This is a genomic window from Sphingomonas zeicaulis, from assembly GCF_050433225.1.
Taxonomy (GTDB): Bacteria; Pseudomonadota; Alphaproteobacteria; order Sphingomonadales; family Sphingomonadaceae; genus Sphingomonas_D; species Sphingomonas_D zeicaulis.
Map to the genome: position 1 here is coordinate 1498782 of NZ_JBNPXQ010000001.1, position 22816 is coordinate 1521597.

The 22816-nt window shown below is 66.7% G+C and carries 24 protein-coding genes and 1 pseudogene; 12 read left to right on the forward strand and 13 right to left on the reverse strand.

Going from position 1 to position 22816, the window contains the following annotated elements; all coding sequences use genetic code 11:
* The first annotated feature begins 86 nt into the window (after positions 1–86).
* The 3 genes from FHS96_RS07055 to FHS96_RS07065 are packed head-to-tail and all read left to right on the forward strand — an operon-like array spanning position 87 to position 3585.
* The gene (locus tag FHS96_RS07055; protein ID WP_429589669.1) at positions 87–1370 is read left to right on the forward strand and encodes an MFS transporter; all 1284 of its coding nucleotides are present in this window, start codon (positions 87–89) and stop codon (positions 1368–1370) included.
* Positions 1367–2287, forward strand: a complete 921-nt coding sequence (gene cysK / locus FHS96_RS07060; RefSeq protein WP_429588764.1) for a cysteine synthase A — start codon at positions 1367–1369, stop codon at positions 2285–2287. The genes FHS96_RS07055 and cysK overlap by 4 nt, the downstream gene beginning before the upstream one ends.
* Before the next feature lie 23 nt (positions 2288–2310).
* Positions 2311–3585 (forward strand): cell wall hydrolase, encoded by a 1275-nt coding sequence (locus FHS96_RS07065; protein WP_429588765.1) that lies wholly within the window; start codon positions 2311–2313, stop codon positions 3583–3585.
* On the opposite strand, the gene FHS96_RS07070 is transcribed toward FHS96_RS07065, so the two are convergent.
* The 4 genes from FHS96_RS07070 to hisI all read right to left on the reverse strand — a co-directional run bounded on the left by FHS96_RS07070 (position 3586) and on the right by hisI (position 6414).
* Positions 3586–5055: a PH domain-containing protein gene (locus FHS96_RS07070; RefSeq protein WP_429588766.1), complete on the reverse strand. Its 1470-nt coding sequence runs from the start codon at positions 5053–5055 to the stop codon at positions 3586–3588.
* Positions 5052–5513, reverse strand: coding sequence for a PH domain-containing protein (locus tag FHS96_RS07075; protein WP_429588767.1), 462 nt, complete (start codon positions 5511–5513; stop codon positions 5052–5054). The genes FHS96_RS07070 and FHS96_RS07075 overlap by 4 nt, the downstream gene beginning before the upstream one ends.
* 71 nt (positions 5514–5584) lie before the next feature.
* The gene (locus FHS96_RS07080) at positions 5585–6013 is read right to left on the reverse strand and encodes a MerR family transcriptional regulator (protein ID WP_429588768.1); all 429 of its coding nucleotides are present in this window, start codon (positions 6011–6013) and stop codon (positions 5585–5587) included.
* 41 nt (positions 6014–6054) lie between these two features.
* The gene (gene hisI / locus FHS96_RS07085) at positions 6055–6414 is read right to left on the reverse strand and encodes a phosphoribosyl-AMP cyclohydrolase (RefSeq protein WP_429588769.1); all 360 of its coding nucleotides are present in this window, start codon (positions 6412–6414) and stop codon (positions 6055–6057) included.
* A gap of 139 nt (positions 6415–6553) precedes the next feature.
* Here hisI and purF point away from each other — a divergent pair, with 139 nt between their 5' ends.
* Positions 6554–8011 (forward strand): amidophosphoribosyltransferase, encoded by a 1458-nt coding sequence (gene purF / locus FHS96_RS07090; protein WP_429588770.1) that lies wholly within the window; start codon positions 6554–6556, stop codon positions 8009–8011.
* Positions 8012–8033: 22 nt separating this feature from the next.
* The gene (locus FHS96_RS07095; protein ID WP_429588771.1) at positions 8034–8744 is read left to right on the forward strand and encodes an SDR family NAD(P)-dependent oxidoreductase; all 711 of its coding nucleotides are present in this window, start codon (positions 8034–8036) and stop codon (positions 8742–8744) included.
* Here the strand turns inward: FHS96_RS07095 and FHS96_RS07100 are convergent, their stop codons facing one another.
* The 3 genes from FHS96_RS07100 to FHS96_RS07110 form a co-directional block, all read right to left on the reverse strand.
* Positions 8745–9590 (reverse strand): NUDIX hydrolase, encoded by an 846-nt coding sequence (locus FHS96_RS07100; RefSeq protein ID WP_429588772.1) that lies wholly within the window; start codon positions 9588–9590, stop codon positions 8745–8747.
* On the reverse strand, positions 9587–10861 hold the full coding sequence (locus FHS96_RS07105; protein ID WP_429588773.1) for a class I SAM-dependent methyltransferase: 1275 nt from the start codon (positions 10859–10861) through the stop codon (positions 9587–9589). Before FHS96_RS07105 ends, FHS96_RS07100 begins: the two co-directional genes overlap by 4 nt.
* A 120-nt stretch (positions 10862–10981) precedes the next feature.
* Positions 10982–11653: a hypothetical protein gene (locus FHS96_RS07110; protein WP_429588774.1), complete on the reverse strand. Its 672-nt coding sequence runs from the start codon at positions 11651–11653 to the stop codon at positions 10982–10984.
* A gap of 47 nt (positions 11654–11700) precedes the next feature.
* Here FHS96_RS07110 and FHS96_RS07115 point away from each other — a divergent pair, with 47 nt between their 5' ends.
* Positions 11701–12381 carry a hypothetical protein gene (locus FHS96_RS07115; protein WP_429588775.1) on the forward strand — a complete coding sequence of 227 codons (681 nt, stop codon included), beginning with the start codon at positions 11701–11703 and terminating at the stop codon, positions 12379–12381.
* Here the strand turns inward: FHS96_RS07115 and FHS96_RS07120 are convergent.
* The 5 genes and pseudogenes from FHS96_RS07120 to FHS96_RS07140 form a co-directional block, all read right to left on the reverse strand.
* On the reverse strand, positions 12378–13337 hold the full coding sequence (locus FHS96_RS07120; protein ID WP_429589672.1) for a cryptochrome/photolyase family protein: 960 nt from the start codon (positions 13335–13337) through the stop codon (positions 12378–12380). The two genes, FHS96_RS07115 and FHS96_RS07120, sit on opposite strands and share 4 nt — an antisense overlap.
* A gap of 6 nt (positions 13338–13343) precedes the next feature.
* Positions 13344–13754: pseudogene (locus tag FHS96_RS07125) on the reverse strand (deoxyribodipyrimidine photo-lyase); the annotation flags it as partial.
* Between the two features lie 95 nt (positions 13755–13849).
* A complete protein-coding gene (gene def, locus FHS96_RS07130; RefSeq protein WP_429588776.1) occupies positions 13850–14374 on the reverse strand; it encodes a peptide deformylase in 525 nt (174 codons plus the stop codon).
* A 31-nt stretch (positions 14375–14405) separates the two neighbouring features.
* Positions 14406–15002, reverse strand: a complete 597-nt coding sequence (recR, locus tag FHS96_RS07135; protein WP_429589675.1) for a recombination mediator RecR — start codon at positions 15000–15002, stop codon at positions 14406–14408.
* A 48-nt stretch (positions 15003–15050) separates the two neighbouring features.
* A complete protein-coding gene (locus FHS96_RS07140) occupies positions 15051–16274 on the reverse strand; it encodes a glycosyltransferase (RefSeq protein WP_429588777.1) in 1224 nt (407 codons plus the stop codon).
* A 137-nt stretch (positions 16275–16411) separates the two neighbouring features.
* On the opposite strand from FHS96_RS07140, the gene FHS96_RS07145 reads away from it, so the two are divergent.
* The 6 genes from FHS96_RS07145 to truA are packed head-to-tail and all read left to right on the forward strand — an operon-like array spanning position 16412 to position 22271.
* Complete coding sequence (locus tag FHS96_RS07145; protein ID WP_429588778.1) at positions 16412–17938, forward strand: glycosyltransferase family 39 protein; 1527 nt, start codon at positions 16412–16414, stop codon at positions 17936–17938.
* Between the two features lie 38 nt (positions 17939–17976).
* Positions 17977–18486, forward strand: a complete 510-nt coding sequence (locus FHS96_RS07150; RefSeq protein ID WP_429588779.1) for a PepSY domain-containing protein — start codon at positions 17977–17979, stop codon at positions 18484–18486.
* Between the two features lie 12 nt (positions 18487–18498).
* A complete protein-coding gene (locus FHS96_RS07155; RefSeq protein ID WP_429588780.1) occupies positions 18499–19179 on the forward strand; it encodes a winged helix-turn-helix domain-containing protein in 681 nt (226 codons plus the stop codon).
* The gene (locus tag FHS96_RS07160; protein WP_429588781.1) at positions 19176–20582 is read left to right on the forward strand and encodes a sensor histidine kinase; all 1407 of its coding nucleotides are present in this window, start codon (positions 19176–19178) and stop codon (positions 20580–20582) included. Before FHS96_RS07155 ends, FHS96_RS07160 begins: the two co-directional genes overlap by 4 nt.
* Positions 20583–20592: 10 nt before the next feature.
* A complete protein-coding gene (fmt, locus tag FHS96_RS07165; RefSeq protein WP_429588782.1) occupies positions 20593–21513 on the forward strand; it encodes a methionyl-tRNA formyltransferase in 921 nt (306 codons plus the stop codon).
* Entirely contained in the window at positions 21510–22271 is a 762-nt protein-coding gene (gene truA, locus FHS96_RS07170) for a tRNA pseudouridine(38-40) synthase TruA (protein ID WP_429588783.1), read from the forward strand. The genes fmt and truA overlap by 4 nt, the downstream gene beginning before the upstream one ends.
* Here the strand turns inward: truA and FHS96_RS07175 are convergent.
* Positions 22259–22684 (reverse strand): VOC family protein, encoded by a 426-nt coding sequence (locus FHS96_RS07175; protein WP_429588784.1) that lies wholly within the window; start codon positions 22682–22684, stop codon positions 22259–22261. The genes truA and FHS96_RS07175 overlap by 13 nt on opposite strands.
* Positions 22685–22816 lie beyond the last annotated feature (132 nt).

Genomic DNA, 22816 nt, shown 5'->3' on the forward strand with positions numbered 1-22816 from the left:
GCGAAGCCAGACTATGGTCGATGTAATCACAGCGCTCATTGCCTTTGCCGCGCGCTCCCTTCTACAGCGCCCGCGTGGACAAGACTCTGGACAAGCTCCCTTCCCCCCTCTCCTTCCGCGACTTTCGTTGCTATTGGGCGGCACGGCTTTCGACCACGCTGTCGCAGAACGCGATGGTGATCGTCATCGGCTGGCAGGTCTATGACTTCTCGCGCACCAGCCTGGGGATGAGCCCGCGGGAGGCCGCGCTCCAGCTCGGCCTCGTCGGCATCTTCCAGTTCGTGCCCCTGCTCGTCCTGACCTTGATCGTCGGCTGGGTCGCGGATCGCGTCGACCGGCGCTGGGTCGCGCGCGGCGCGGTGGCGCTGGAAGCGGGCTGCGCGGCGACGCTGGCGATCCTCACCTACACGAACACCATCACATTGCCGGCACTGTTCGGAGTCGCGGCGCTGCTCGGCGTTGCGCGCGCCTTCGCCGGCCCGGCGCTGCAGGCGCTTGCTCCCAATCTCGTGCCCAAGGCGGTGCTGCCTTCCGCGATCGCGCTCAGTTCGGTGGCGTGGCAGTGCGGCGCTGTGTTCGGCCCAGCGATGGGCGGCTATCTCTACGCCGCCAAGCATTGGCTGCCCTACACGATCTGCACTGGCCTGTTCGCGACAAGCTTCCTGATGCTCTCGCTCATCCGCCCGGTCCCGCGCAGCACGATCACCGGCCCTGCCAATCCATGGGCACAGATGATCGACGGGCTCCACTATGTCCGTCGCAACCGGCTGGTGCTGGGCGCGATCTCGCTCGACCTGTTCGCGGTGCTGCTCGGCGGCGCGACCGCGATGCTGCCGATCTACGCGCGCGACATCCTGCAGGTCGGCGCCGAGGGCTTGGGCCATCTCCGCGCTGCCCCCGCGCTCGGCGCGGTCGCGATGGGCGCCTGGTTCGCCTGGCGCCCGCTGAAGAATGGGGTCGGCGTCAAGCTGCTGCTCGGCGTCGGCGCCTTCGGCGTCGCCACCATCGTCTTCGGCCTTTCGCGCTCGATGCCCCTGTCGCTCGCGGCACTCGCCGTGCTGGGTGCCGCCGACATGATGTCCGTCTATGTCCGCCAGTCGCTGATCCAGCTCTATACGCCGGATGACATGCGCGGCCGCGTCGGCGCGGTTTCGACCCTGTTCGTCTCGGGCTCGAACGAACTGGGCGAGGCGGAATCGGGGTTCCTCGCATCAGCGATCGGACCCGTTGCAGGCGTCGTCGTCGGGGGGATAGGCGCGATCATCGTCGCCGCTCTATGGTCTATCTGGTTTCCGGAGATTCGCCGGGCACGCAATTTCGCACCGCCCGAGACGCTCGAGGATACCCCGCTGGAGGAGAAGCGCATATGAAGGCCGCGAACATCCTGGAGACGATCGGCAACACCCCGCACATCCGCGTGAGCCGGTTGTTCCCCGATGCCGAGGTGTGGATCAAGTCCGAACGCTCGAACCCCGGCGGGTCGATCAAGGACCGCATCGCGCTGTCGATGATCGAGGATGCTGAGAAGTCCGGCGCGTTGCAGCCCGGCGGCACGATCGTCGAGCCGACCAGCGGCAACACCGGCATCGGCCTCGCGATGGTCGCGGCGGTCAAGGGCTACAAGCTCATCCTCGTGATGCCGGAAAGCATGTCGATCGAGCGCCGGCGGCTGATGCTCGCCTATGGCGCCAGCTTCGACCTCACTCCGCGTGAAAAGGGCATGAAGGGCGCGATCGAGCGCGCGCTCGAACTGGTCGAGCAGACCCCCGGCGCTTGGATGCCGCAGCAGTTCGAGAACCCCGCGAACATCTCGGTCCATGTCGAGACGACCGCGCGTGAGATCCTCAACGATTTCGCCGAGACTCCGCTCGATGCGCTTGTCACCGGCGTCGGCACCGGCGGCCACATCACCGGCACCGCGCAGGTGCTGAAGGCGCAGTGGCCGAACCTCAAGGTGTTCGCGGTCGAGCCGACCCTATCGCCCGTCATCTCGGGCGGCCAGCCCGCGCCGCATCCGATCCAGGGCATCGGCGCCGGCTTCGTCCCCGCCAACCTCCACACCCAGCTGCTGGACGGCGTGATCCAGGTCGATCCGGCCGACGCCAAGGAAATGGCCCGCCGTGCGGCGCGCGAAGAGGGCATGCTGGTTGGCATCAGCTCGGGCGCGACGCTCGCCGCGATCGCGCAGAAGCTCGCCGAACTGCCGGCGGGCAGCCGCGTGCTCGGCTTCAACTACGACACGGGCGAGCGCTACCTCTCCGTTCCGGACTTCCTGCCGGAGGCGTAAGCCGCCCGCAGTTCACATCCGCCATGACCGACGCCACCACCAGCCCGCCCGACCGGCTCGCCCTGTTGCTGCCGATCATCTTCGCGGTCGGGCTGCTGGCGGCGGCATGGCTCGTCGTTGCCGGTCCACGCTTCTCGCAGACGCCTCCAAAGCGCGAAAAGGCGTTCGCTACCGCTGCAGCCGTGCGTCCGCCGACACCCCCGCCTCCGGTCGAGCCTCTCGAACTCAAGGCCGTCGATGCGATGGATGCGGTGGCCATCAACGCCGCCGTGCCCTTCTCGACCCTGCCCAACCCGGCCGCCGCCCCCTTCCGCTTTGCCGGTTCGGACGAAGATCGCGCCCGCTCGATCGACTGCCTGGCGGCGGCGATGATGTATGAGGCCGGCACCGGTGACGACGAAGGGCAGCGCGCGGTGGCGCAGGTGGTGCTCAACCGCGTCCGCCATCCGGCCTATCCCAAGACGGTGTGCCGCGTGGTCTTCCAGGGCTCAGAGCGGACGACCGGCTGCCAGTTTACCTTCACGTGCGACGGCGCGCTGGCCCGCGTGCTGCCCGAAACCGCATGGCGCGATGCCCGGCTGCGGGCCGCCGCTGCGCTCGAGGGGCGCGTCTATGCCCCGGTCGGCTACGCCACCCATTATCACACCAACTGGGTGGTGCCCTATTGGAGCTCCAGCCTCGACAAGATCGCGCAGGTCGGCACCCACCTCTTCTTCCGGTGGAGTGGCTGGTGGGGTGGCGCCAATGCGTTCCGCGGGCCGGTCGGCGGGTCAGAAATCGCCGTCGCAAAGCTTGCCGCCTTCTCGACCGTCCATGCCGGGGCCGCCCCCACCCGCATGGTCGATGGCGAGACGGTGACCGACTATGCCGCGATCCCCGCCAGCGCCCCGCGCGAGCTCAGCCAGCAGGACGGAGACACCTTCGTCATCACGCTCGACCGCGGCGCCTCCGCCGACAGCTATGCCAGCCTCGCGATCAAGACCTGCGGCGAACGCAGCTATTGCAAGGTGATGGGCTGGACTGACGCCGCTGCCACGCCCCGCTCGCCAGCGGATGCCGAGAAGGCCCGGGCCTCGATGTCGTTCAGCTTCCTCCGCAACCGCGAGGCGGGCTTTGAGAAGCCGTTGTGGAATTGTGTCCAGTTCAAGCGCCGCGATCCGCGCCAGTGCATGAAGACGCCCGGCAGCGCGCCGCTCGGCGAACAGCCGCTGCGCCGTGTGCCGGGCTGGCGTGACAATGCCGGCTTCACCGCCGAGGATGCTGCGCGGATCGTGCCGCCGGTCGCGCAGCCGAACTGATCAGCGGCGCAACGCCGCCGCGCGCAAAGTATCGAACAACGCGCGCGCATCGCTCTCCCGCAGATCCTCGACGATCGGGTTGGACAGGATCGATCCACCCGCCACGTCGGTTACCACCGAGGCGAGCCCCAACCGCCGCTGCAGCCAACCGCGCTGCAGCCCGACCACCTGGATCCGCTGCACCGGCACCAGCCACAACCGTCGCCGCCACCAGCCGCGCTGGATGAACAGCATGTCGCCATCCATGCGATAGCGATGCCGCCGCCGTTCGAGGATCGTCGATGCCGCGATCAGCAGCACCATGACGAACCCGCCCCACACCCACGGCAGAAACAGGCCGCCGAAGAGGATCGCCAGCGACAAGGGGCCGACGCGCGGCAGCAGCGCACGCCAGATGTGCCCACGGGATACCGGCTGCAGCCCGTCCGACCCGGGCAGGCGCAAAATGCGCGCTGCCGCCAGAATATCCGCGACCTCCGCATCGTTCGCCAAAGGTGCCGCGGCCTGCCGCCCACCTTCGCCCTTGCTGCCCTCGCCCAGCGTCTGCATCAGCAACGCCGACCAGCCGAACCCGCCGCGGATCGGGCCGCTCTCGACAAGCCCGAGCTGGATCCGTCGTGCGGCGATCACCACCTCGCTGCGCGTGAACAGGCCGCGTTCCCGCCGGAAGCCGCCGGCTTCGGCGGCGAGCCGGAAGCCGAACTCGCGCGATACGCTGCGTGCCACGCCGGCCAACACGCCCAGCAGCACCGCCACGCTTACTCCCGCCAGCACCAGCAGCGGCGTCGGTGCGTCGGTTCGTACCCGGTCGCGGGCGAAGTCGAGATAGAAGCCGGGATCGTAGAGATCAAAGGGCAGGAAATCATCGACGCTGTTCAGCACCGCGAAGATCGCCGCGAGATAGACCAGCGAGAAGTTGAAAAGGCCCAGCAACAGCACGCGCGGCAGCGTCATCGCGAAGACGGCGTCGCGCCTGCGCTCGACCGGCTGCGGGATGGCTGGGGTCACCGGATCGGGCGCGACCTCACGGGCGGCCCGGATCGCCGTGCGCAGCCTGTCCGCCTCGGCCAGGCTGACGCTGTCGAGCACGCCCTCGTCCCGCCCGGCCGCCCCCGTCTCGACGCGCACCCGCGCGAGGCCGAACAGCCGGTGCAGCGGTCGGCGCTCGATATCGACGTCCTGGATGCGATCGAAGGGAATGGTGCGCCGCGTGCGGCCGATCAGGCCATGTTCGATCACCAGCCCATCGGTGCCGATGCCGTAGCGAAACTGCCGCCAGCGCAGCCATGCCAGCAGACCGAGCAGTCCCGCCGCCCCCGCTGCGATCGGCAGCAGCATGTGCCAGCCCATGCCGCTCGCGCGTGTCGCGATCAGCGGCAGGACCACCACCATCTGTGGCAATCCCTTGATGAAGCCGATCAGCGCCGTGCCGGGATGGAGCCGCCGGTCGGCGACCTCATCCATGCTCATTCGGGTTCCTGCCGGATGTGGCTGCGGATCCGATCGCGCATCGCCTCTGCCGCGTCGCGCCTCAGCCCCGGCAGCACGACGAGACTGTGCGCGGTACCAGCGGTGTGGAGCACCAGTTGCGCGACGCCGAACCCGCGCTCGATCGGCCCCTGCGCGACATCGATATGCTGGACACGCTTGAACGGCACCAAGGTCCGCTCCTCGGTCCACACGCCATGCGCGATCAGCAACGCATCCGCGTCTTCCTCATAGCCCCACGCCGCAAAGCGCCGGCCCGGCGCGATCAGCACTGGCCAGACCAGCAGCAAGGCGACGATGAGCGGCGGCGACCACGCGGGCCAGTCGAACTCGGACTGAACGACGAGTCCTCCGACGATGGCGGGCACAAGCAGAACGCATCCTAGGATCGCGGCCCTGATCCGCATCACCCAAAGCTGGCCCGGTTCGAGTCGCGTCATCATGGCTCCGGTCGAGGTGGCGAACAGGCTCGCCATGTCGCACGGAAACGGATCGGATTGGAGCCGGAAGATCAGCGGCTCGCGTCGGACTCCGCCTTCTTCACCATCGCGACGAAGCGGATCAGTTCGTCGATGGCGGCGTCGATATCCTCGCGCTGGCGCTTGAGCAGGTCGATCCGCGCCTCGCACTTCTCGATCGTCACGCGGCGCTGGACATGCCGACCGTCGCCGATGTCGTACAGATCGATCATCTCGCGGATCTCGCCGAGGCTGAACCCGACGCGCTTTGCGCGCAGGATCCACGCCAGCCGCGCCCGATCGCGCTTGGTGTAGATGCGGCTGAGGCCGCGCCGCGTCGGCGCGATCAGCCCCTCATCCTCATAGAAGCGCAGCGCGCGCGCGGTGACTTCGAACTCCTCGGACAAGTCCGAGATCGTGTACTCGGCGCGATCCTGCGGATCGGGCGTGTCCACCTGGGCATGTTGCAGGGCAGTCGGCATGCCCGGCATCATATTAACGTTAACGTGAACGTCAACAGCGCTCAGTCGCGGACCAGCGCGTCGCCCTCGATCCGCCGGAAGAAGCAGGTTTCCGCGCCGGTATGGCAGGCCGGACCTGCCGGATCGACCTTCAGCCATACGCAATCCTGATCGCAGTCGATCCGCGCCTCGACCACGCGCATGACGTGACCGGAAGTCTCGCCCTTCTTCCACAGCCGCCCCCGGCTGCGCGAAAAGAAGGTCGCCTCCCCCCTTTCCAGAGTCGCGGCCAATGCCTCTTCATTCATGTGCGCGACCATCAGCAGCGCGCCAGTCTGATGATGCGTGAGCACCGCTGTCAGCAGGCCGTTGGAATCAAATTTCGGATCGAGCGTGCTGCTCGCGTCGCGCGGAACGGTCATGGTCCCATAAGCGCACAAAAAGGCCGCTCGCCAAGCCCCGACCCGCCATTTGCGGTAAACCATGTGACAAACAGGCGACAAACCCGCTCCCCCTCCCTATATGCGCGCCAACTGCGATGAGGGAACGGGCCGCCCCGCCATGCTGACGACACACCCATTTGATGATGACAAGCTGCGCGAGGAGTGCGGCATTTTCGGCGTATGGGGCGCCGAGAAGGCAGCGGCGATGGTCGCGTTGGGGCTGCACGCGCTGCAGCACCGCGGTCAGGAAGCCGCGGGCATAACCAGCTTCGACGGCCGTGAGTTTCACACGCTGCGCGCGATGGGCCATGTCGCCGGAAATTTCGACAAGGATGAAGCGATCCGCAAGCTGCCAGGCGAGATCGCCTGCGGCCATGTGCGCTATTCCACCACCGGTGAGACCGCGCTGCGCAACGTCCAGCCGCTGTTCGCCGATCTCGCGACCGGCGGCTTCGCCATCGCGCACAACGGCAATATCTCCAACGCGATGAAGCTGCGCCGCGATCTCGTGCGCAACGGCTCGATCTTCCAGTCCACGTCGGACACGGAAACGATTATCCACCTCGTCGCCACCTCCACTTACCGGACGCTGCTCGACAAGTTCATCGATGCGCTGCGCCAGGTGGAAGGCGCCTACTCGCTGATCTGCATGACCAACGAGGGCATGATGGCGTGCCGCGACCCGCTGGGCATCCGCCCGCTGGTGATGGGCCGCCTCGGCAAATCGGTGATCTTCGCGTCCGAAACCGTCGCGCTCGACGTGGTCGGCGCAGAATATGAGCGGCAGGTCGATCCCGGCGAGATCGTGATCGTGACCGAGGGCGAGGTTCGCTCTATCCGCCCGTTCGGCTCGATCCACCCGCGTCCCTGCATCTTCGAGCATGTCTATTTCTCGCGGCCCGATTCGATCGTCGACAACAAGAGCGTCTATTCGGTCCGCAAGGCGATCGGCGCGCAGCTCGCGCTCGAAAGCCCGGTCGATGCCGATCTCGTCGTGCCGGTGCCCGATTCGGGCGTGCCCGCCGCGCTCGGCTTCGCGCAGGCCTCGGGCATTCCGTTCGAGCTGGGCATCATCCGCTCGCACTATGTCGGCCGCACCTTCATCCAGCCGGGCGACCAGGTTCGCCATCTCGGGGTGAAGCTGAAGCATAATGCCAACCGTGAACTGATCGGCGGCAAGCGCGTGGTGCTGATCGACGATTCGATCGTGCGTGGCACCACCAGCCTAAAGATCGTGCAGATGATGCGCGATGCGGGCGCCGCCGAGGTGCATATGCGCATCGCGAGCCCGCCGACCCGCCATAGCTGCTTCTATGGCGTCGACACGCCCGAGCGCGCCAAGCTGCTCGCCGCGCAATATGATGTGGCCGGCATGACCGACTTCATCAGCGCCGACAGCCTCGCCTTCATCTCGATCGGCGGGCTCTACAAGGCCCTTGGCGAGGCGCAGCGCGCCGATGTGCGGCCGCAATATTGCGATGCCTGCTTCACCGGCGATTATCCAACGCGCTTGACCGACCAGGACGATCTCGGCCCGGTCGACCAATTCTCGCTGCTCGCCGAGCGCGTGATCTGATCCTTTCCCCAGCGGACGAGACATGACCGAAAAGACGCTCGACGGGCGGATCGCCCTCGTCACCGGCGCGAGCCGCGGCATCGGCGCCGCGACCGCGGAAGCGCTTGCCGCCGCCGGCGCGCATGTCGTGATCACGGCGCGCACCGCGGCAGGGCTGGAGGAAGTCGAGGAGCGGATCCATCAGGCCGGCGGCTCGGCGACGATCGCGCCGCTCGACCTGATCGACGGCGACAGCATCGGCCGGCTCGCGCAGGCGGTCACCGAACGCTGGGGCAAGCTCGACACGCTCGTGCTCAACGCGGCGATGCTCGGTACCTTGACGCCGGTGGTCGATATCGATCCCAAGGAACTCGCCAAGGTGCTGACGCTCAACGTCGGCGCGCAACAGGCGCTGCTCGCGGCGTTCGATCCGCTACTGCGCAAGAGCGACACCCCCCGCGTGATCGCCCTCACCTCGCGAGTCGGTGCCGTGCCGACCGCATTCTGGGGCGCCTATGGCGCGTCGAAGGCGGCGCTCGACAATCTGCTGCTGACCTATGCGGCAGAGCGCAAGCAGGTGGGCAACGTCCGCGTCGCGATCGTCGATCCGGGCGCCACCGCCACCAAGATGCGTGCGCGCGCATTCCCAGGCGAAGACCAGTCGACCTTGAAGAGCCCCGAGGTCGTGGCCGACGCGATCGCCGCGCTTGTTGCGCAGGATTTCGAGACGGGGCACCGCATCCGCGTCGGGTGATCAGAGCTGCGCGGCAGCCAGGCAGCGGTCGCGCAGATCTTCCCAATCCCGGCCTGAAAGCGCCGTGGCTCCCGCGTTTAGCGGCCCCGCCGGCATCCCCGCGATCAGCCACGCCAGCAGCGCCTGGCGGCCGGACGGAACCCAGTCGTCGATCGGGCGCGCGAACAGCGCGGGCAACTCGTCGAATCCATACCAGCTGATCTGCCCCTCGGGTGTCACCGGGATCGGGATCGCGCTGTCTGCCAGCACGCCGACGAAGCAGGTGATCCAGACATTGGTGTTGTAGGCGGTCTCGTTCATCAGCAGCGTAAGGCAGCCGCGGGGATCGACCGCCAAGGCGTTGCCTGATTCTTCCAATGCCTCCCGAGCCGCAGTGCGATGGAGTAAGAGTTGGTCGCCGTCCGGATCATGCGCACCGCCGATGGCGTGGAGGCGGCCCGGCGCGATCCGGTCATCATCGGACCGACGGTGGATCGTAACGCGACGACACGCGGGATCGACGGCGAACAGCATCGCCGCGAGCAATGCTGGAGGGCGCTCGGCGCTCGCGCGGATCAGCCGCAGCGCATGGATGTCGCTGATGATGCCGCTTGCCACCGCATCGAGTGATGTCGGCGTTTCTGAGAGAAGAATGACGGGATCCAGCACAGCGCCGTCTGCACGCGCCGCCGCGAGCAGCGCCGCCAGATCGAGGCGATCGGCGAGGCCGTTGAGCGCGAACAATCGCGCGTCGCGTTCCGCCACGCTGCTTCCTACCAGTTCGGGAACCACTGTCGGAACCTGCACGCCAGCGTCCAACAGGCGGCTACCGGGAACCGCGCGCACCCGCGCGAAAATATCGGTCATGCCTTAGTCAACGTCACCTGCGCGACATCGATTCCGCCGCCGCGGAAGCCGCCTTCGCAATACATCAGATAATAGCGCCACAGCTCGAGGAAGCGCGGATCGAAGCCGCGCGGCAGTTCGCCGGCAGCCGCCGCCGCATCGAAGCTGGCGCGCCAGCGCTTGAGCGTCTCGGCATAGTCGATGCCAAAACCGGTGCGATCCTCCAAGCGCAGCCCTTCGGCCGCGGCGAGCGCGGCGAAGCGGGCTTCGGACATCAGCATGCCGCCGGGGAAGATATAGGTCTGGATGAAATCGGTGTTGGCGGCATAGCTCTCGAACGACTCCTCGGCGATCGAGATCATCTGGATTCCCGCCTTGCCCCCGGGGCGCAGTGCGCGGGCGATGGCGCGTGCATAGTCCGGCCAATATTCCATGCCGACAGCCTCGACCATCTCGACGCTGGCGACCGCATCATAGCTGCCCGGCACGTCGCGATAGTCGCGCAGTTCGATGGTCACCCGGTCCGAAAGCCCCCGCGCCGCGAGCATCGCCTCGGCATGCGTCTTCTGCTCGGCAGACAAGGTGATGCCGGTGACGCGCAGGCCATAATCCTCCGCCGCGATCGCGGCGAGGGTTCCCCAGCCGCAGCCGATCTCAAGCAGCCGGTCGCCCGGCTTCGTTCCCAGCCGGTCAAGCAAGGCCCGCACCTTGCGGCGCTGCGCCACCTCAAGCGGTTCGTCATCATCATAGGGCGCCTGGAACAGGGCGCTCGAATAGGTCATCGTGCGATCTAGCCACGGCGAATAGAAATCGTTGCCCAGATCATAATGGAATTCGATGTTGCGCCGCGCGCCGGCCGTGTCGTTGCGTCGCCGGGCGTGGTTCAGCCGGTTGAGCAGCCGCGCGATCCCGCGCGACCGGCCGGTCTCGCCCAGGCTGCGGCGGTTGCGCATGAACAGATCGAACAGCGGCACCGGGTCGGGGCTCTCCCAATCGCCATCCGCCCAGCCTCGATACCAGCCGACCGATCCGGACGTCGCCAAGCGAACGAGCGCGCGCCAGCGCACGATCCTGACCACCGCCACTGGCCCCGGCCCGCGGCCACCCAATATGCGCTGCGAGCCATCCGGGAAGCTTGCCTCGATCCGCCCTTCGCTCAAGCCGCGATCAATCGCGTCGAGCAGCCGCCGAAAACCCGGTGCCAGCAGGCGCGACACGATGCCTGAACCGATCGCATAGCCGCGATCGGCGGACAGCAGATGATCCCCGCGTGCTGCCTTCCCCGTATCCATCGTTACTGATTGTTGCTCAGCCCTTTGCGTGGCGCAACAGGTAGAGCAATTCGACCGGCCGTGAAAAGCGCGATGTGGCGAAAAACGCGTTGCTTCACCGATAGATGACAGGCGCGATGTTCAATCGGCGCAGACCACGACCAAACCCATCGACATCGCCTCACCGCCGAAACCGGGGCTCACCCGGTTCTCGACGCGTGTTCTTTTGCAGGGCTTGCCATCCTTGCCGAGCACCTGCTTCTTGCCCGTGCGCGGTTTGGCCTCGGCAACCTGCTTGCCACCCTTCGGCGGCGGGCAGACGCCATCGGCGACGAGCTTCATGTGAAAGCGCTTGCCCTGTTCGCGAACCCAGGCGTCTGCGCTTTCCTTCCCATCCGTGCGCAGGCGCCGCATATATTCGGCTTCCATCCGCTTCCGATCCGCGGCCGGCAGTGCCTCCGCCGAACATTTCGGCGCGGATTTCGCCTTGCCGTCGTCGTCGATGCCGTTTTCGCGATTATAGTTATCATAGGTGTTGCGCAGCGCCTGCTGCCCGAGAATGCCGTTGCTCCAGATCGGAACGTCGACCATCTGCGCCGTCGCAGGGGCCGCGATCACCGTGATCGCCAAGGCCAGTGCCATCGTAATCCGGGGCATGGTTCGTCCTCCTTGCAGGTCAGGCGACTTCACCTCGTCCGCGCTGAAGATGCGATGGCAGAAATCACAACGGGGCTCTATCAGTCCCGCCAACGGCTCAAGTCGCCGTAAAACAACGCCTTTCCCGCTTTCGCCCATCTCCAGCAGATGCATCATCGTTGGAGATGCGAGCCTTTTTGATCCGACGAAGTGGCCCGGGCCTAATGACCGCCCTTCTGCTCGCAGCTTGTTCCGGCAATCCAACCAACAACGATGCCTCGGCCGATGCCGAACAGCCCGAGGTGCAAGCGTTCGGCGCGCTCTTTGCTAACGGGTTCAAGGTGGCGGAGAAGATCGAACCTGCATCTGAAGCCGCACCGGACGACGGCCAACTGGGCTACGCGCCCAATGCCGGCATTCGCAGGCGAGTGGCGCGGCAACTCGCGGACAATCACCGTCGCCTCTTCTCGCTGGATTTCGCGCTAACTGATGCCGAGGACTTCTTTCGTTCGGGCGCGGCCGCTGACATCGCCGATCGCAAGCTGGAAGCACTCGGCCTGCCGACCAACAGCCTCGCCGGCGCCAACGTGCTGCTGTTTGGACTGGCGTGGGAACTGGCCAATGGCGAGGCGCTGACGATCGAAGGCCAGAAAGGTCTGCTCGCACAGGTCAACAAGCAGCTGAATGAGGGCCCGATGAAGCGCAAGGGCGATGCGGAACGACAGGAGCAGGCCGAAATCCGCCTCCAGACCGCGGCACTGTGGCTGGAGGAGGAACGGCTGCGGCGGAACGATGCGCAGCGGATGCAGCAGCTTTCCGATGCGGTACAGCGCGACATGAAGCGGATCAGCGGCAACGACATGCGTGCGCACAAGCTTGGCGGGGACGGCCTGGTCGAGCGCTAGCCGTCGATCTTCATCTGCCGATAGGCAGCAAGCGCGCGTTCCCTGGCCTGGCGATGGCCGATCAGCGGCTCGGCATAATCCTTCGGCGCGCAGCCATTCATCCACGGATCATGAATGTCGGCGTCGGAAAGCCCGGCCAGTTCAGGCACCCACTCCCGGATATAATCGGCCGCATCGAACTTCGCGGACTGGGTCAGCGGCGCCATGATTCGCACGAACATGTTGGAATCGACGCCGGTACCCGCCACCCACTGCCAGTTGACGCTGTTGTTGCCATAATCGGCGTCGACCAGCGTATCCCAGAACCAGCGCTCGCCGCGCCGCCAGTCGATCAGCAGATGCTTGATGAGGAAGGAGGCGGCGATCATCCGCACCCGATTGTGCATCCAGCCGGTCGTCCACAGCTGGCGCATTCCGGCATCGACGATCGGGTAACCGGTGCGCCCCTTTGTCCAGGCGGCGAAATCGCGGTCTGCGGCCTTGCCCTTCCGCCATGCGAACGCATCGAAGCCGTCGCGGCCGTTGCGGCGGCCATAGTCCGGAAACTGGTCGATCAGGTTGGCGGCAAAATCCCGCCAACCGAGTTCGCGGAGGAAGGCCTCGCCGGAACCGCCGGCTTTGCCGATCCGATGCCATACCGTGGCAGGCGAGATCTCGCCGAAATGAAGATGCGGCGATAGCCGAGAGCTACCTTCGACAGAGGGCAGGTTGCGCGCCTCGTCATAATCGCCAACCTCGGGCAGGAAATGATCGAGAGTCGCACGCGCACCCGCCTCGCCCGGTGACCAATCCTTGCCGAATGCGCCCGCCCAATCGGGCTCGGACGGTAGCAAATTCCAGTCGGCCAAGGCGTCGCTGGCTACCTTGCCACTATGTCCCTTCACCTGCGTCGGCGCGTGCACCGGCGTTGCTGGCGGCATCTGGCGGTGAAGCGCGCGCCAGAACGGCGTGAACATCCGGAAGCGCCCGCCCGCGCCCGTCAATACACAAGCGGGCGGCGCGAGGTGGTTGCCGTCATGAAGACAGAGATCGATTTCACCTTCGAGCTCGCTTTCGGCGCGCTGCCACCAGGGCTCAAAATGGCGAATGGCGTGGACCCGTTCCGCACCGACCGCGTGCGCGACTTTCAGCACCTCAGCGACCGCATCGCCGCGCCGCAGGATCAGCGAGATCCCCTTTGCCTCGAAAGCAGCGCCAAGCGCTTCGAGGCTGTGATGCAGCCACCAGCGCTGCGCACCGCCGATCGCCCAGTCCCCGGGCCGATCATCGTCAAGAACATAGACGGGAACGACAGGGCCGTCGTGCGCCGCAGCCACATAAGCGGGCTGATCGGCCAGCCGCAGATCCTGCCGAAGCCACAGAAGGCTGGTCATTGGCTTTTGCCCTCCGTCATGGCGTGAAGCAGACAAATGCTTGCCGTGCGGATGGGTTCCTGCTCGGTCAATGGACGCCGACCGATCGAGTGCGATCAGGCCGCCTTGCGCATCTTCGCGAGCTTCTTGAGCACCATGTCCCGCTTCAGGCGCGAGAGGTGGTCGATGAACAGCACGCCTTCGAGATGATCCATCTCATGCTGCAGGCACACTGCGAGCAGCCCCTCGATTGTTTCCTCATGCGGTTTGCCCTCACGGTCGAGCCACTTCGCGCGCACCATCGAAGGGCGCTGAACCTCCGCGAACTGTTCCGGCACGGAGAGACAGCCTTCGTTGTAGGGCTTGGTATCGACCGAAGTCTCGAGGATCTCGGGATTGATGAAGACCAGGGGCTTGCGCACGCTTTCGCCGCCCTCTTCCTCGGGCTCCTGCAGGTCGATCACCAGCAGGCGGTGGGGCACCCCCACCTGGATCGCTGCGAGGCCGATGCCGGGCGCGTCGTACATCGTCTCGAACATGTCATCGATCAGGCGCTGCAGATCGTCGTCGAACGTCTCCACTGGAATCGACTTGGTGCGCAGACGCGGATCGGGCGTCTCGATGATCGGAAGAATGGCCATGGCGTGCGAGGTATGATTTTCCCGCCGAAAGTCAACTGACCGGGCGTCGCGCGCGCAAAGCCTGTGCCAAGGTGCCCTCGTCGAGATAATCGAGTTCACCGCCCACCGGTAGGCCATGGGCGAGTTGGGTCAGCCGCACCGGAAAGCGCTCGATCCGCTCGGCGACATAATGCGCGGTGGTCTGACCCTCCAGTGTCGCATTCATTGCCAGCACGACTTCGTCGATTCCACCTGCGGCAATCCGCGAGACCAACCGGTCGATCGTCAGATCCTCGGGCCGCACCCCGTCGAGCGCGGAGAGCCGCCCGCCGAGAACGTGGAAGCGCCCAGGAAACAGCCGCGATCGATCGAGCGCCCAGAGGTCGGGCACGTCCTCGACCACGCACAGCATGCGCGCGTCGCGCCGAGGGTCCGCGCAGATTGCGCACGGATCGGTGGTGTCGACATTACCGCACAGCCCACAGGTCGCGAGATTCTCGTCCACCGCCCGCAGCGCGCTGAGCAACGGCGCCATCGCCCCTTCCCGCTTCTTCAGCAGGTGCAGCACCGCGCGCCGCGCCGAGCGCGGGCCGAGCCCGGGCAAACGCGACAGCGCCTGCACCAGCGTTTCGATTTCCTTCGAAGCCATCGCGCCCAGATAGGGGCTTGCGGGGCGTCCTGCCAAGCGGCGCAGCGTTCAGACAGTGACGACGTCCGCCTCGTGTCCCGGAAAGGGGAAGGGCTGCGCCTCGGTGCGCGGGCCCTGTTCCATTGCCAGACAGACGCGGACGATAGCCTTGCCCGCCTCGAAGTCGAGCGCACGCTCGCCGGGTCGGATCGCGTTCGCGCTTGATTGCCGCAGGATCGCGGCGGCCATTGCGTTAACGTCGTGCGGTTCGACGAGCAGACCATAGCGCCCGTTCGCCAGCACGTCCGGTGCGGAACCGGCGGTGGTCGAGGCGACGATCGGCGTGCCGCAGGCGAGCGCCTCAAGCAGCGCGTTGGAGAATCCCTCCCACAGCGAAGGGAGCACGAAGGCACGCGCAGCCCGCACATAAGGCAGCGGATTGGCAACCTCACCCACCAGTTCGACGCGATCGGCGATGCCGAGTTCGTTCGCCTGCGCGTGCAGCGCCGCGAAGGCGTCCACGCTGCCGCCGCCGACGATCATCAGGCCGATGTCACGTGTACGATTGGCGATCGCCAGCGCTTCGAGCAGCCGGCGATGATTCTTCTGCCGCGCAAGGCGGCCGACAGTGACCACGTAGGGTCGGTTGCTCGCAATCCAGCGATGCTCGCAGGGCGCCTGCGCGCGAGCCTGAACGGCCTGCGTGTCGACCCCGTTCGGCGTGATCGCCGCCCTGCCCTCCGTTCGCGCGCGCTGGAGAACGGCGGTGCGCGCCAGATGCGGTGAAACGAGGAGAAGTTGGTCGGCGCGATCGATCATCGCCTTCTGGCAAGCGCGGCGCATCGCGCGCTTGATGCGGCCGTCACCCGGATGGTCCGGCTCGTTGCTGATCCGCAGCACGCGGCGCGTGCCCGGCAGCCCCTGCGACGCGATCAGCGCTGCGAGATGACCATGGTTGCCGACCGAGAGCAGCACCGACGGCTGCAGCGCCTTGAGCGCGCGGCGCAGATCGGGCACCGCCGCCGCCAGCGCGACACCGCGCTTCGCCCGCAGCAGCGGGCCAGGAACCAGGGCGATGTGAACGCGCGGATCGAGCGCGTGCCGCCCTTCCCCGACGTTTCGGCAGACCAGCATCGTCACGTCATTTCCGCGCGTGACCAGCGCATTGGCGATCCGGACCGCATTGATAACGACGCCGGTCAGCCCGAAATCGAACATGAACAGGGCAATCCTCCGGCTGGCCGGACGGGCATCGTGCAGACGCTGCGGATTGTCGAAGCGGGCGGCGAACATGCTGGCCTGCTAGCCGGCTAATCTTACGCTTCGATGTGACGAACGTTTGAATTTGCAAATGTTCGGTATTGCGACTGGATTCGATGACGGAAAGCGGCAGAGCGTGACGTCTGAAGCTCGTCAGGGGTGCGCGTTAGATGGAAATGAAGCAGGCGTCGGCTGCCGGCAAATGGCCGGTTCTAGCGATCGCCTACGCCATATTGATCGTGTGGATCGGCCTGCGCGCGCTCGTCGCACCGGTTAATCATGACGAGAGCCAATATGTCGCCGCCGCTGTCCTTGCGTCCGAGCATCTGATCTTCCGCGACTTTCTGTCGCTGCAACCGCCGCTGCACGCCTGGCTGATGGCGCCCGTGGCTATACCGGGGGGTACGACGCTGGTCGCGCTGCGGCTGGCCGATGCCGCGCTCGGCGTGGGCGCGCTGGCGCTGCTGCACGCGGGCCTCACCGCGGCCGGCGTCTCGCGGCGCTTCGCCATCGCGATGCTGTTCCTTGCCGCCGCCTGCCAGCCTTTCCAGTTTGCCGCGTCGGTCGTTCGCAACGACATTCTGCCGATGGCGCTGCTGGCCGGGGCGCTCGCCGCCGGGCTGGTTGGTTGCCGCCGTCCGGATTGGCGCTGGTGGACCCTTGCGGGGCTGCTGCTCGGGCTCGCCGGCAGCACCAAGCTGTCCTATGGGCCGCCATTGGCCATCGCAGGGCTGTTTCTTTGCTGGCAGGCGGTGCGGGGACGGATCGCCTTTGCGATCATCCTCGCCTTCGCGATCGGCGGTGTGGTCGGGCTGTTGCCGCTGCTTGCCGGTTTCCTCGCGCAGCCACAGGTCTTTGTCTACGGCACGCTCGAGTTCGGGGCCGAAGCGCCGTTCGACTGGTATCGCGCGAATGGCCTCAACCATCGGCTGGGGCTGGCCGGAAAATTGCTGGACATGATTCGCTATGCCGCGCTCGGCCCGATGCTGGTGGCTTTTCTCGCGCTCATACTCTTCGCGTTCGACGGACATCGCGCCGAAGCGACCGATCTGCGTCGATCCTGGCTCTACTGGATGCTCGCTGCCGGCCTGATCGCCGCCGCGCTGCCAACGCCGATGCAGCGGCAATATCTGCTGCCCATGCTGCCGCCGCTGTTCGTCCTGCTCGGCCTTGCGATTGAAATGCGACGGCAGTCCCGCACAAAGGGCCGGCAAACCGTGGTCGCCTTGCTCGGCCTGTCCTTCGCCAGCGGGCTGGTTGCGGACGGGATCATCCTCGCGCGCGGCAGGCCGAGCCCCATCGACATCGATCGCAACGCGCGCTGGATGGGCAAAATGCTGGCCGGGGCCGATGGCGCGATCTTCACGCTCTCGCCCGAACATGCCATCGCCAGCGGTCGTCCTATCGACCCACTATCCGCCACCGGCCCTTTCGTCTTGCGCAGCGGCACCACTATCGATCGCGCGCGGGCGCTGGTGTTTGCCGTGCCGACTCCCGAAACATTGCCTTTGCTGTTGGACCGTTGCCCGCCAGCGGCAATCCTGACCGGTTATGAACGCGGCAGCCGCCGCTTCCGCATCGCTCCCGACGAAATCGTTGTCCGCTATGCCCTTTCGCGTGGCTATCACCCCCTTGCGGTGCCCGATGGTGAGGGGGCCCTGTACGTGCGCACCCAACTGCCGCCGGTCCGATGCTGATTTCGATGCCCCCCGCCATCCCGCGTGAAGGAGATGCCGTGCTCCGATGCCTTCTTGCGCTTGCCTGCGCGCTGCTGATCCCCGCCGCCGCCCACGCCGCCGACCGGCTGGTGGGCCTGACCGCCGCAATCGGTACAGCCGAACGTCAGATGGCTGGCCGCGCGATCGACGGCGAACTTGAAACCCGGTCCGGCAAGCTCGTCTATGAGATCGAGCTCGTCCGCACCGACACGCTGCACCAGGTGCTGATCGATGCCCGCACCGGCCAGATCATCGCCGTTTCCAAGCCAAGGCTGCTCGGTATTTATCGCCGGTGGCTGGACGGCAGCCGGATGAAGCAGGCCGGGCGGGTGCGCGCGCTCGGGCCGATACTGCAGCAGATCGAGCGCCAGCCGGGCCGCATCGTCCATGATGCGACGCTCAGGGTGGATGATGGGCGGCCGATCTATGAAGTGGAGGTGGAAACGCCCACCGGCGTCGTCGAGGTCACCTTCGACGCGCTGACAGGGCAGCGGCTGACGGTGGCGCTTGATGACGATGACGATTAGGTCGTGCCGGTGATGCAGATACTTCTGATCGAGGATGACGAACGTGTTGCTTCACACGTGGCCAAGGGACTGCGCGAGTTGGGCCATATCGTCGATCATCAGGCCAAAGGCCGCGATGGGCTCTATCGCGCCGCGGCCGAACGCTTCGACGTGATCATCCTCGATCGCATGCTGCCCGACATGGACGGCCTCACCATATTGCGCACGATTCGCGCCACGGAGGACCAGACCCCCGTGCTGATCCTCAGCGCACTCAGCGAGGTCGACGAGCGGGTGCGCGGGCTGCGCGCCGGCGGCGACGACTATCTCGCCAAGCCTTTTGCGCTTTCCGAACTGATCGCGCGCGTGGAAGCGCTGGGACGCCGTGCGACCGCGGCGCCGGTCGAGCAAGCCGTATTGTCCGTCGGCGATCTCAGCCTCGACCTCGTGGGCCGTGTCGTGCGCCGTGGCGGCACCCGCATCGACCTCACGGCGCGCGAGTTCCGTATCCTCGAGCAGCTAGCGCGCAACGCTGGTCGTGTCGTCACCCGATCGATGCTCCTCGAAACCGTTTGGGAATATCATTTCGATCCGCAGACCAACATCATAGACCAGCATGTCAGCCGGTTGCGCCAGAAGGTGGACCGCGATTTCGAAAGGCCGCTGATCCACACCGTCCGCGGCGTCGGCTATTCGCTGCGCGAGCCCGAATGAAGCGGAAAATGCTGCGCTGGCCGAGCGGGCTTCGCAGCCTCTCCGCCCGGCTCGCGCTGCTCTATGCCCTGATCTTCTGCATCTCCGTGGCGGTGCTGCTGGCCCTGACCCACTGGGCGGCGATCCGCCGGCCGATGGGCCTGATCGAGCAGGATATCCTCGCCGAATCCTCCGGCGCCGCCGGGCTCTACGCGCTCGACGGACAGGCGGCGGTGATCCGCATGCTCCACGCCCGCGCCACCGAAATCGCCGAGCGCAAGGCCTATCACGTGCTGGTCGCCGCCTCGGGCGAAGTGCTCACCACCAACCTTCCCAGCGTCCCTCACCATCTGAAGGGGTGGCGTCGGGTCGAGGCGGACATCTTCAGCGGCGGCGAGGAAGATGATCATATGGCGCTGATGTTCGGCCGGCGCCTGCCGGACGGCGCCGTGCTCGCGGTCGGGCGCGACATCGAGAAGATCGACGATCTCCGCCGCGGCCTCGCCCGCGTCGCCGTGTCGATGCTTGGCATGACGGTGATCCTTGCGCTAATCGGCGGGGTACTGATGAGCCGCGCGATCGGCAGGCGATTGGAGTCGGTCAGCGCAACAGCGCGTCGCGTGATCGGCGGCGACCTGTCCGAACGAATACCCCTCCGCGGCACCGGCGACGATTTCGACCAGCTTGCCGCGACGCTCAACCTGATGCTCGCGCGGATCGAACTGCTTGTCGAATCGGTGCATCGCGTGTCGGACAGCATCGCGCATGAGCTGCGTACCCCCCTCGCCCGCCTGCGCGCCAATCTTGAGGATCTGGCAGTCACGCATCCCGCCGGCACGCCGGCCGCCGAGGCCTTGCTGGAGGAAGCATCGCAGGAAGCGGCGCGGCTGCAATCGGTGTTCGACGCGCTGCTGCGGATCGCACGGATCGAGGTGGGGCGGCACCAGCGTGATGATGTGGCGTTCGACCTTGCCGAACTGCTCGCCGATGCGGTCGAGTTCTATGGCCCCGAGGCGCAGGATCGCGACATCGCGCTCTCGACGGCGATCGACGCCAGTCTGGGCACCGTCGCCGATCGCGACCTGATCTTCCAGGCGGTCTCCAACCTGCTCGACAATGCGATCAAATATACGCCAGCGGGCGGTACCGTGCAGATCCGTGCCGCACGCTACGGCGCGACCTTGCGGCTGGTGATCGAAGACAATGGGCCGGGCGTCGATCCGCAATATCTGCCGCGGCTCACCGAACGCTTCTTCCGCGCGCCAAACAGCGGCCAGTCCGGCACGGGGCTGGGCCTGGCACTGGTCGCAGCGGTGGCGCGCGTGCACGGCTCGGATCTGGCCTTCGAGACCTCTGCCGCGGGCTTCCGCGTGATCTGGTCGCTCGTCGACGCGACGGTTGGCGGCGATCGTCCAAAGGCATAAGAGCGCCGCCATGCGTATCGCCTTCATGGGAACTCCCGACTTCGCCGTACCGACGCTGGACGCGCTGCTCGCGGCCGGACACGATGTCATCGCCGTCTACAGCCAGCCGCCACGCCGTGCGGGACGCGGCAAGGCGCTGTCGCCCACCCCGGTCCACCGCCGCGCCGAAGCGCTCGGCATCGAGGTGCGGACGCCGCTCACCTTGCGCGACGCCGAGGCGCAGGCCGCTTTCGCCGCGCTCGACCTCGATGTCGCGGTCGTCACCGCCTATGGGCTGATCCTGCCGCGCGCGGTGCTCGACGCGCCGCGCCACGGCTGCCTCAACGTTCATGCCTCGCTGCTGCCTCGCTGGCGCGGTGCCGCCCCGATCGTGCGCGCGATCGAGGCGGGCGATGAAGAGACCGGCGTCTGCATCATGGGTATGGAGGCCGGCCTCGACACCGGACCGGTCTTCGCCCGCGTGGCGACACCGATCGGCACCAAGACCGGCGGCGAACTGACCGATGAACTCGCGCAATCCGGCGCCGCCGCGATGGTCGCGGTGCTGGCCGATCTCGGCGCGCACGTGCCGGTCCCGCAGCCCAACGACGGCGTGACCTATGCGAAGAAGATCGAGAAGGCGGAGGCGCTGATCGACTTCACCGCCGATGCGGCTGCCGTCGTCCGCCAGATCCAGGCCTATGATCCCGTACCGGGCGCCTTTTGCGAGCATGAAGGCGAGCGGTTGCGGCTGTTCCGTGCCGAAGCGGTGGCAGGCAACGGCGCGCCGGGCACCGTGCTCGATGATGCGCTGACCATCGCCTGCGGCAACAGCGCGATCCGGCCGGCGAAGGTGCAGCGCGCCGGACGCGGCGCGATGACGCCCGAGGAATTGTTGCGCGGCTTCGCCCTGCCGCCGGGCACCCGGCTCAACGGCCGGAGCGCGGCGTGAGCGAAGCGGCGGCAACGACACGCTTCCGCCTCACCGTCGAGTTCGATGGCCGCCCGTTCATGGGCTGGCAGCGGCAGGCGCACGGCCCCAGCGTGCAGCAGGCGATCGAGGAGGCCGCGTTCGCGGTGACCGGCGAGCAGGTTGTGCTGCACGCTGCCGGCCGCACCGATGCCGGCGTCCACGGCCTCGCAATGGCGGCGCATCTCGACATCGCCCGCGAGATCGCGCCGTTCCGGCTGATGGAAGCGCTCAACGCCAAGCTGCGCCCTGCCCCCGTCGCGATCCTCGGCTGCGAGGTCGTGCCTGGAGACTGGCATGCGCGCTTTTCCTGCATCGGCCGGCGCTATCGCTATGTGATCGCCAATCGCCGCGCGCCTTTGACCTTCGAGACCGGCCTCGCCTGGCGCATCGCCCAGCCGCTCGACCATGAGGCGATGCATGAGGCGGCGCAGCACCTCGTCGGCCTGCATGACTTCACCACCTTCCGTTCGGTGCATTGCCAGGCGCAGAGTCCGCTGAAGTCGCTCGACCGGCTCGACGTCAGCCGCGAAGACGACCGCGTGATCGTGGTCGCGGCGGCGCGTTCCTTCCTCCATCATCAGGTGCGCTCGATGGTCGGCTGCCTCGCGCTGGTCGGCCAGGGGCGGTGGGCCGGTTCGGATGTGAAGGCCGCGCTTGAGGCGCGCGACCGCAACGAACTGGGGCTCAACGCGCCGTCGGACGGGCTCTATTTCGTCCGCGCGGTCTACCCGGACTGAGCCTCGGCGAACTGGATCAGATCCCAGCGATTGCCATAGAGATCGAGGAACACCGCGACCGTGCCATAGCCGGCATCCTTGGGCGGACGGACGAACTCGACACCCTTGGCGACCATCGCCTCATAATCGCGCCAGAAATCGTCGGTGCGCAGGAACAGGAAAACCCGGCCACCCGCCTGATCGCCGATGAAGCGCGCCTGTTCCTGCGTCGATGCGCGTGCCAGCAAAATGGTCGTGGCACCGGCGGCGACATCCGCGCCGGGGGGAGCGACCAGAACCCAGCGCTTGTCCTGCTCGGGCTGATATTCGTCGGCGACGAGCGTGAAGCCGAGCGTGCCGACATAGAAGGCAATCGCCTCGTCATAGTCACGCACGACAAGCGCGATGTGGGCGAGGGATTGTCGAGGGTTCATGTCGGCCCGGTTGCCTTTCGTCGTGGCTGGCGCCCCCCAATCCGTTTGCCCTGAGTAGCGGCTGAGCGAAGTCGAAGACGCGTATCGAAGGGCCGGGCTCAGAGCATGCCCTTCGATACGGGCCTTCGCCAA

What these genes read in the sequence shown, in the direction of transcription:
- cysK (WP_429588764.1), top strand. Translation starts at nt 1,367, where the DNA reads ATGAAGGCCGCGAACATCCTGGAGACGATCGGCAACACCCCGCACATC.
- FHS96_RS07065 (WP_429588765.1), top strand. Translation starts at nt 2,311, where the DNA reads ATGACCGACGCCACCACCAGCCCGCCCGACCGGCTCGCCCTGTTGCTG.
- FHS96_RS07070 (WP_429588766.1), bottom strand. Translation starts at nt 5,055, where the DNA reads ATGAGCATGGATGAGGTCGCCGACCGGCGGCTCCATCCCGGCACGGCG.
- FHS96_RS07075 (WP_429588767.1), bottom strand. Translation starts at nt 5,513, where the DNA reads ATGACGCGACTCGAACCGGGCCAGCTTTGGGTGATGCGGATCAGGGCC.
- FHS96_RS07080 (WP_429588768.1), bottom strand. Translation starts at nt 6,013, where the DNA reads ATGCCGACTGCCCTGCAACATGCCCAGGTGGACACGCCCGATCCGCAG.
- hisI (WP_429588769.1), bottom strand. Translation starts at nt 6,414, where the DNA reads ATGACCGTTCCGCGCGACGCGAGCAGCACGCTCGATCCGAAATTTGAT.
- purF (WP_429588770.1), top strand. Translation starts at nt 6,554, where the DNA reads ATGCTGACGACACACCCATTTGATGATGACAAGCTGCGCGAGGAGTGC.
- FHS96_RS07095 (WP_429588771.1), top strand. Translation starts at nt 8,034, where the DNA reads ATGACCGAAAAGACGCTCGACGGGCGGATCGCCCTCGTCACCGGCGCG.
- FHS96_RS07100 (WP_429588772.1), bottom strand. Translation starts at nt 9,590, where the DNA reads ATGACCGATATTTTCGCGCGGGTGCGCGCGGTTCCCGGTAGCCGCCTG.
- FHS96_RS07105 (WP_429588773.1), bottom strand. Translation starts at nt 10,861, where the DNA reads ATGGATACGGGGAAGGCAGCACGCGGGGATCATCTGCTGTCCGCCGAT.
- FHS96_RS07110 (WP_429588774.1), bottom strand. Translation starts at nt 11,653, where the DNA reads ATGATGCATCTGCTGGAGATGGGCGAAAGCGGGAAAGGCGTTGTTTTA.
- FHS96_RS07115 (WP_429588775.1), top strand. Translation starts at nt 11,701, where the DNA reads ATGACCGCCCTTCTGCTCGCAGCTTGTTCCGGCAATCCAACCAACAAC.
- FHS96_RS07120 (WP_429589672.1), bottom strand. Translation starts at nt 13,337, where the DNA reads ATGTTCACGCCGTTCTGGCGCGCGCTTCACCGCCAGATGCCGCCAGCA.
- def (WP_429588776.1), bottom strand. Translation starts at nt 14,374, where the DNA reads ATGGCCATTCTTCCGATCATCGAGACGCCCGATCCGCGTCTGCGCACC.
- recR (WP_429589675.1), bottom strand. Translation starts at nt 15,002, where the DNA reads ATGGCTTCGAAGGAAATCGAAACGCTGGTGCAGGCGCTGTCGCGTTTG.
- FHS96_RS07140 (WP_429588777.1), bottom strand. Translation starts at nt 16,274, where the DNA reads ATGTTCGCCGCCCGCTTCGACAATCCGCAGCGTCTGCACGATGCCCGT.
- FHS96_RS07145 (WP_429588778.1), top strand. Translation starts at nt 16,412, where the DNA reads ATGGAAATGAAGCAGGCGTCGGCTGCCGGCAAATGGCCGGTTCTAGCG.
- FHS96_RS07155 (WP_429588780.1), top strand. Translation starts at nt 18,499, where the DNA reads ATGCAGATACTTCTGATCGAGGATGACGAACGTGTTGCTTCACACGTG.
- FHS96_RS07160 (WP_429588781.1), top strand. Translation starts at nt 19,176, where the DNA reads ATGAAGCGGAAAATGCTGCGCTGGCCGAGCGGGCTTCGCAGCCTCTCC.
- fmt (WP_429588782.1), top strand. Translation starts at nt 20,593, where the DNA reads ATGCGTATCGCCTTCATGGGAACTCCCGACTTCGCCGTACCGACGCTG.
- FHS96_RS07175 (WP_429588784.1), bottom strand. Translation starts at nt 22,684, where the DNA reads ATGAACCCTCGACAATCCCTCGCCCACATCGCGCTTGTCGTGCGTGAC.